The following is an 8,380-nucleotide window of genomic DNA, read 5'->3' as shown; positions in this document are numbered from 1 at the left end:
TCTTCAATTTCCCGGAACAGAGGATTTCCGGGTGTGCTGTACTGATAGGCAAAGACTTCCACCGGTTCTTCTCCCAGAACAAAACGCGTTGTATTCAGACAATAGAGCCCGATATCCGGCAGCGCTCCGCCCCCTGCCAGTGCTTTTTTGTGGCGCCAGTGGTCCGGATTGGCTGTACTCTGTGAATTATGGGCTTCCACAAATTTGGGGATTCCGAATTCTTTTTTCTGCAGCATTTCCCGCAATTTGCGGTTATGCGGCTGATAGTGGATCCTGTAAGCAACCATGAGCTTCACCCCTGCCCCGGTGCAGGCTGCAATCATGTCCCTGCATTCTGCCGAAGAGTTGGCCAGAGGTTTCTCGCAAAGGATGTGCTTGCCGGCCTTGGCTCCCCGGATAACATATTCTTTATGCAGTCCGTTGGGCAGCACAATATAGATCACATCCACCTCTTTGTTGTTTTTAATCTGGTCATAGGTCTCATAGCTGTAGCAGTTTTCCTGGCCAATGCCGTATTGCGCCGCAACTTTCTTCAGTTTTTCCGGGCTTCCGCTGACCAACGCGACCAGCTTCGATTTTTTGCAATTGTTCAGCGCCGGCAGTATTTCTTCCAGTGCCAGATGGCCGAGTCCTACCACGGCATATCCTATCCTCCGGAAAGGAGGAAGCGGAGTGGGTGTTGGTGCCGACTGCTGGTCGGCATCCGATTTCCAGGTTTCCAGGACAATAGGTCTTTCTACATCGGCAGGTATTTTGGCCGGCGGTGAGACTGCATCTTTGCGATCCTGGCCATATACCTGTCCGGAAACAAGCGGGCTTAATGCCAGGGTACCAGCGGCCCCTACCAGGGAACGGCCGGTAATGTTCAGAAATTCTTTACGTGAAAGACTGGGTTTTACAGGTGGATTTTCTGTAGATTCCATAGGATTTATTTTGTGATTTGGTTTGACATAATGAGGAAAACCGTGTTGATTTCCGGCTTTCGGAGACTTTCTCAGAAATTCAATAAAAATGCCAATATCACATTGTACAAATTATGCGGTTCATATCATGTACGGGCTATCTTTCGATACAAAGTTCTATGATTGTATTTTACCATGATAACGGGTCTTGTTTTTTAGCAGGAATGCCCGCAGATTTAGCGTATGTAAGAGATTTTTCAATTGGGCTCCGGACCTTAGTAATCAAACAAGCTCTAACCACTGTCTGAAAGTTTATCGGCAAAATAACACGCCTGCTTCGCGCAGCAGATTTTATCTGCCTTAGCTTCCTTGAAATAAAACATCCTGCTACTTCAACTTTGCGTTTATTATTTTATGACTTTTAAACAAATCCTGATCATACAATACATGCAATTTTTTAACGCAAAGTTTCTATGTTTCCGGACGCATAGAGAAAGGAAGCAAAGAAGGATCAGCAGGCTGATCTGATGAAGTGCATGACCCCTTTGTGCAAAGATAATCTCTCGCAGATTGAGGTGATCACGCAGATAATAATACAGGTGCATTCCAGTGCTCTATTTACTAAAGAAACACAAAGCCAACTTAGTTTTGTATGACCTGGCTAAGTGAAATCAAAGATTCGACGGAGTCAAACGCCTTTGTTTAGCTTGATCTATGCAGCAGCAACATCCTCACCCTTTGTTTAGCCTTTCGATAAAAAAACCTCATACATAAACGGATTTGATTTACCGCAAAGCCAGAAAAAGATTTTTTTACTGTCATGCCGCTGATTTTTAAGATAAAAAAGACCGCTCTGCTTAGCAAAAAATACAAAGCAAAAATAATCGCCCGCAGATTGCGGTAATTACGCAGATAAAGATGCAAAAAATCTGCTAAATCTGCTGATCTTCGGGAAACTTTATGAAAGTTGATCGGCAAAATAAAACGTCAGCTTCGCGCAATAGATTTTATCTGCCTTAGCTTACTTAAAATAAAACATCGTGCTATTTCAACTTTGCGTTTATTATTTAATGACTTTTAACAAAATCCTGATCATACAATACATGCAATTTTTTTAACGCAAAGTTTTTATGTATCCGGATGAATAGAGAAAGGAAGCAAAGAAGGATCAGCAAGCTGATCTGATGAAGCGCATGATTACTTTATGAAAAATAATCTCCCGCAGATTGGGGTGATCACGCAGATAAAGATGCAAAAAATCTGCTAAATCTGCTGATCTGCGGGAAACTTTATGAAAGTTGATCGGCAAAATAAAACGTCCTCTTCGCGCAGCATATTTTATCTGCCTTTGTACCCTTGAAATAAAGCGTACAGCTACTTCAGCTTTGCGTTTATTATTTTATGACTTTTTAAAAGAGCTAATGAATAAGAGGCATCGCACCTTTTTTAACGCAAAGTTTTTATGTATCCGGACGCATAGAGAAAGGAAGCAAAGAAGGATCAGCAAGCTGATCTGATGAAGCGCGAGATAACTTTGTGCGAAATAATCTCCCGCAGATTGGGGTGATCACGCAGATAAAGATGCAAAAAATCTGCTCAATCTGCTGATCTGCGGGAAACTTTATGAAAGTTGATCGGCAAAATAAAACGTCCGCTTCGCGCAGCAGATTTTATCTGCCTTTGCACCCTTGAAATAAAGCGTGCAGCTACTTTAGCTTTGCGTTTATTATTTTATGACTTTTAAACAAATCCTGATCATACAATACATGCAATTTTTTTAACGCAAAGTTTTTATATATCCGGACGTATAGAGAAAGGAGGCAAAGAGGGATCAGCAGGCTGATCTGATGAAGCGCATGATTACTTTATGAAAAATAATCTCCCGCAGATTTTGGTGATTGCGCAGATAATAATACGGATACATAAGTCCAGTGCTCTATTTACTAAAGAAACACAAAGCCAACTTAGTTTTGTATGACCTGGCTAAGTGAAATCAAAGATTCGACGGAGTCAAACGCCTTTGTTTAGCTCTATGCCGCAGCAAAATCCTCACGCTTTGTTTAGCCTTGCGATAAAAATAGGCCTCATCAATTGCTTCATTTCATTTATCGCAAAGCCAGACAAAGTTTTTTTACTGTCATACCGCTGATTTTTAAGATAAACAAGGCCGCTCTGCTTAGCAAGAAAATACAAAGCAAGATAATTGCCCGCAGATTTTGGTGATTGTGCAGATAACAATGCAAAAAAATCTGCTTCATCTGCTGATCTGCGGGAGTCTCTTCAAAAGCTTATCAGCAAATTAAGTACCCGCTTCGCGCAGCAGATTGATCTGCCTTTGCTTACTGGAAATAAAGCAGACTGTCATTGATCTCTGCGTTTACAATTCTACAGATTCTTTAATTGCTAAAGCTGATTTGAATTCGCTCATCTTCTTTATAATAGTCACCTTAGGATATACGATAAAAAAAGCCGGGCTGTAAAACAGTCCGGCTCATTATTACTTTTCCTGATCTTCATCAGCCGCTTCAAAATTGATGGAATGATATGCTGAATCGGTCAGAATGGTGTCTGCCTGCTTTTCTTCTGCCAGCGTTTCTTCCAGCAGCGATGCGATTTCCTCTTCGCGGAGGGTCCTGGCAAAAGCAGCCAGTGTTCCGTAAGAGGCGATCTCATAATGCTCGATCTTTTGGGAGGCTGAAATAATGCCTGCATCCCTTACCGGCCCGGCTTCGGTTTCTTCCACGATGCTCTCCCCTTCTTTGATCAGTCCTTCCATGGCATCGCATTTCTTACCTCTGTTTGATTCACCCAGCAGCTCAAAGATTTTTTCCAGCCTCTGCACCTGACCTTCCGTAACGGCTACATGTTCTTCAATAGCAGCAACCAATTTGGGTTCCGTAGCATTCCTTGCCATTTTGGGCAAAGCTTTTACCAGGGCCCTCTCTGCATAAACGATGTCCTTAAGTTCATCAATAAATAATTCTCTGAGTCCTTCGGCTGCCGAAGATTTTGCAGGCGTCTTTCCTGCTGCTTTTCCGTTTTGGATTTCAGTTGATTTCATAGGTTCTAATGTAAATGGTTTGATGCTCCTGTAATACAAATACCAGACCTTAAAAACAATTTAAATACCACATTTTCAACAACATACCACAAACCACTCCTGCTTTAAAATAAAATTACTGTTTTTCCGAAGGCTTTTCCCTGAAGGCTAACCCTTTATGCCGGCGGAACAGGATGCTTAAAAATTTCGGTTGAATATCTACGGATTTGTACGGTTTGTTGTAACTTTTCAACCGGAAACCTGAGTAATGCATCCTTCATTCCTACTCCCGGATGACTGATGAATGCCGGACTTATTTTACCACAGTAAAAGCAACAGCAGCAGATATGACAAATTTCCCTGATCAGCCTATTTCCGGAAATCCGGGGATTGCTACAACAGAAGCCCGCCTGAAAGCCCTGATCGAAGCCACTTCAGATGCAGTGTATTCCTTAAGCCCGGATTGCCGGATTATGCGTGAGCTCGACGGCAGGGGCTTCCTGAAAGACGTAAAGGTTCCAAGCACAAGCTGGAGGTCTGATAATGTGCATCCTGATGACAGGGAACTTATTGATGCAAAGATTGAGGAATGCATCCGTGAAAAAAAAATATTCCAGCTGGAACACCGCGTTATACGGACGGACGGCACACCGGGCTGGACGTTTTCCCGGGCTATCCCTATTCTTGATGAAGAGGGCCATATCATAGAATGGTTCGGGACTGCAAAAGACATTACCCCGCGTAAAGAAGCTGAAGAAGCCCTGCTGAAAGCAAAAGCGCAGTCTGATCAGCAGAAAAGGCTCTATGAAACCATTACCTCATCCACCCCGGACCTGCTGTATGTATTCGACCTTAATTACCGATTTACCTATGCCAACCTTGCACTGCTGACGATGTGGGGCCGGACGTGGGAAGATTCCATCGGGAAAGGGCTGCTGGAACTGGGCTATGAGCCCTGGCATGCGGAGATGCATGAAAGGGAAATCGATGAGATTAAAAAGACCGGGCTTCCCATACGCGGGGAAGTGTCTTTTCCCCATGCCGTGCTCGGAAGCCGTGTGTACGACTATATCTTCACTCCCGTTTTCAATGAGCACGGCGAAATAGAGGCGATAGCAGGAGCGACCCGTGATGTAACCGACAGGAAAAAATGGGAAGAAAGCCTCAAGGAAACCAATCAGGAACTTTCCTCTACCCTTAAGGAAGTAGCCAAAATGAATAATGAACTGATACGGGCCCGTGAAAAAATAGCGGAAGGCCAGATTGCCTTCCGGCTGGCAGTAAGCGCTGCCAACTTCGGGACCTGGTATGTTCATTCCATTACCCGGGAGTTCATTACCGATGCCCGCTCAAAGGAACTTTTCGGCTACCATGAAGACGAGTCATTCTCGATCGAACAGGCCCTGGCACAGATTCCGGATGAGTACCGTGCGTCTATAGCGGCAAAACTGGAAGATGCCATTTACCGGCATGGCGATTACGACGTCACCTACCCTGTTATCGGTCTCCATGACCAGCGTCTCCGCTGGCTGCGTGCCATCGGCAATCTCAAGACAGATGCTTCCGGAAAATTTTCCGTTTTTACCGGTGTATTCATGGATATTACCGATCAGCACCTGGCCAGTGCAGATATTAAGCGGGCAGAAGAAAACCTGAGAATGGCCATTGATGCGGCAGGCCTCGGGACCTTCCGGATTGAGACCGGCAGCCGTACATTTACGGCTTCTGCCAAATTCAAAGAATTTTATGGGTATTATCCTGATGAAGAGATGCCGTTTGAAGCAGCTTTCAGCAGGATCCACCCGGATTTCCGCAGGCCGGTGATCACCCGTATCGATCGTACCCTTGCCGAAGAAGCCCGCTTTGATATGGAGTATCCCATCAGCGGATTCCATGATGAAAAACTGCGCTGGGTACGCACCATAGGCGAAGTGCAGCAAAGAGACGGCAAAAAGTATTTTACCGGTGTCATCCATGAGATTACTGAAAAAAAACTGGATGAAATCCGCAAGAACGATTTTATCGGGATGGTAAGCCATGAACTCAAAACGCCCCTTACTTCCATCAAGGGCTATATACAGCTGATGCAGCTTAAGCTTGCGAAACCTGAAAATGAAGTGCAGGCGAAGATCCTGGAAAAGGCAGACCTCCAGATCAATAAAATGACGGCCATGATCAACGGTTTCCTGAATGTTTCTAGGCTGGAGTCGGGGAAAATCCATATCGACAGGCAGCTGTTCGACCTGGCCCTGCTGGTGAAGGAGGCAGAAGAAGAAGCGGTTGCTACCGTCAACAGCCATACCATCCTCTTTGCCCCTGTGGAATCCGTGGAGGTGAGTGCAGACCGGGATAAAATCGGGCATGTTATCCATAACCTGATCAGCAATGCGGTGAAATATTCGCCTGCCGGCAGTACCATCCGGATTTCCTGTACTGCGGATGATGAGTTTACGTATGTGAGTGTAAAGGATCAGGGCAAAGGCATCAGGCCGGAAGATGCGGTCCATATTTTTGACCGTTATTACCGGGTGGAAACAGAAGACATGCACTCGATTTCAGGATTCGGGATCGGGCTCTATCTCTGCTCGGAAATTATCAGCCACCACCAGGGTCAGATTTCGGTAAAAAGCGAAATCGGCGCAGGTTCCGACTTTGTTTTTTCCCTTCCGCTGGGAAGTACTGAATAAGCTTCCGGCCCCATTGGGTGCCGGAAGGATTTCTGCGGCTGCTTATTTCAAGGAATCCTGCCTCCGTAAGAGGATCTTTGCTACTGCACCGTAATTACAATACCATAGTCGGTCGAAACTGGCTCAAGCACCTTTTCATTGTATAGGTTCAATCATCCGGCTTTATGAGGATTTCAAGATGCATTCCATCCTTTTCAGACCGATGCATCCGGAAAATTGCCGGAAGGTACATCACCGCTGCTTCTGAACTAAAGCAGATCCCCTGAGGACCCCTGAAAAGTACCATATTCCACTGTCAGTCTACGGTATGGCTTTATTTTTGTGCACGCCTGAATAAAAAATCCGGTACCGTTTCGGTACCTGCTGCGAAAAGTTGATGAAAACACGACCCCTCACCCAAAAGATATCTTTATGCAGTTCATTGATTTTAAAAAGGAACATTTCAGTTACGACCGGGAGAAAAAGCAGTACCTCCTGGAGCTTTTCAAAGAAGGAATAGGATACGGTGAAATCAAAGTCCTTCAGAAACAGTGCGATACTTTTGCAAATATTGCCTATGAAATCATCCATGATCCCGAACGTGCCTATATCCTGATGAAAAGCCCGTATGACATCAGGGTCTTTTTCTGATACCTGAACAACCATCGCAAAGTTAACCATTTACAGATCCCGCCATGAGAAAGCATCTTTATTTACCTGTTTTAAGCATCAGTTTCCTTTTCCTTCACACCCTGTGTCCGGGACAGCAGAAACCTGAAACCCGTTATTCATTATTCAACCCGGTTCCGAAAGATAAGATGAGGGAAATGGAAACCGACCGTCCCGATGTTACCGAATCTCCCTACACGGTAGATGCCGGACATTTCCAGTATGAAGCCGATCTGGTTAATTTTATCCGTGAGCAGTCTGAAACCCGGGACATCCGCACGGTCCTGATCAACCATGCCAACATCAAGATCGGGATTACCGGTTCTACGGGAATTCAGATCGGCTTTGAGACGTATGGCATACAGAAGGAGACCGGTCTGGTTTCAGGTGATACGACGACCAGCCGTGGCTTCGGCGATGTCAGCCTCAGGATCAAACAGAACCTTACGGGCAACGACGGGGGAAACTTCGTGATGGCTGTCCTGCCTTATATTAAATTCCCTACTTCGGTCTATGACGGGGAAAGCCGGCTGGAAGGCGGGCTCATTGTCCCTATGCTCTATAAGCTTCCCGGTGAATGGAAACTGGGTTTCCAGGTAGAACTGGACAGGCTGAAAGACCAGGACCAGCCGGCCATGCATACCGAATTCCTGCAGACCCTCACCATCAGCCATCCGCTGGTCAAGGGCATGGAGGGAATTGCCGAAACCTATTACACCTATGATTTCAAGGCCCATCATTTTTCCAATTTCCTCAATGCGGCGATCCAGATGGAAGTGGCAAAAGATTTCAAGGTTGATGCCGGGCTCAATTACGGACTCCAGCATGATGCTGAAAAACATTATTTTATCGGAGCTTCATACCGCCTGTGATCCGTCATCTGTTCCGGTACCGTTCACCGGAAATCCGCAACTGATGCCGTTCTGCTGTTGTCCGTTTTTTAGTAACTTGCACAACCGGTAAGATGGGGCCGGCAGCTGTTTTACTCAACTGCAGCCGGTAAACGCCTTAATACGCCCCATCTTTCGCAGTATTCTCATTAAACCCGATGAAAGCAGAAATTGAAATCAGTAACGGCCAGCACATTATCGACATTATTTTCA

At 45.4% G+C, this 8,380-nt stretch carries 5 protein-coding genes; 3 read left to right on the top strand and 2 right to left on the bottom strand.

All coding sequences use genetic code 11. The features are described from left to right. Positions 1–923, bottom strand: a 923-nt coding sequence (locus QZ735_RS07760) for a Gfo/Idh/MocA family oxidoreductase (RefSeq protein WP_294246499.1), incomplete at its 3' end; no start/stop codon positions are given. Between the two features lie 2,476 nt (positions 924–3,399). Next, positions 3,400–3,963: a ferritin-like domain-containing protein gene (locus QZ735_RS07755; RefSeq protein WP_294246497.1), complete on the bottom strand. Its 564-nt coding sequence runs from the start codon at positions 3,961–3,963 to the stop codon at positions 3,400–3,402. Between the two features lie 326 nt (positions 3,964–4,289). Between QZ735_RS07755 and QZ735_RS07750 the strand changes: the two genes are divergently transcribed. From QZ735_RS07750 to QZ735_RS07740, 3 genes are all read left to right on the top strand, one after another. Continuing rightward, positions 4,290–6,629, top strand: coding sequence for a PAS domain-containing sensor histidine kinase (locus QZ735_RS07750; RefSeq protein WP_294246495.1), 2,340 nt, complete (start codon positions 4,290–4,292; stop codon positions 6,627–6,629). A 411-nt stretch (positions 6,630–7,040) separates the two neighbouring features. Then, on the top strand, positions 7,041–7,259 hold the full coding sequence (locus QZ735_RS07745) for a hypothetical protein (protein ID WP_294246493.1): 219 nt from the start codon (positions 7,041–7,043) through the stop codon (positions 7,257–7,259). 44 nt (positions 7,260–7,303) lie between these two features. After that, complete coding sequence (locus tag QZ735_RS07740) at positions 7,304–8,149, top strand: transporter (protein WP_294246491.1); 846 nt, start codon at positions 7,304–7,306, stop codon at positions 8,147–8,149. Positions 8,150–8,380: the final 231 nt, after the last annotated feature.

This window comes from uncultured Chryseobacterium sp. (assembly GCF_913776365.1).
Taxonomy (GTDB): Bacteria; Bacteroidota; Bacteroidia; order Flavobacteriales; family Weeksellaceae; genus Chryseobacterium.
This window is presented reverse-complemented; position numbering and strand designations above follow the sequence as displayed.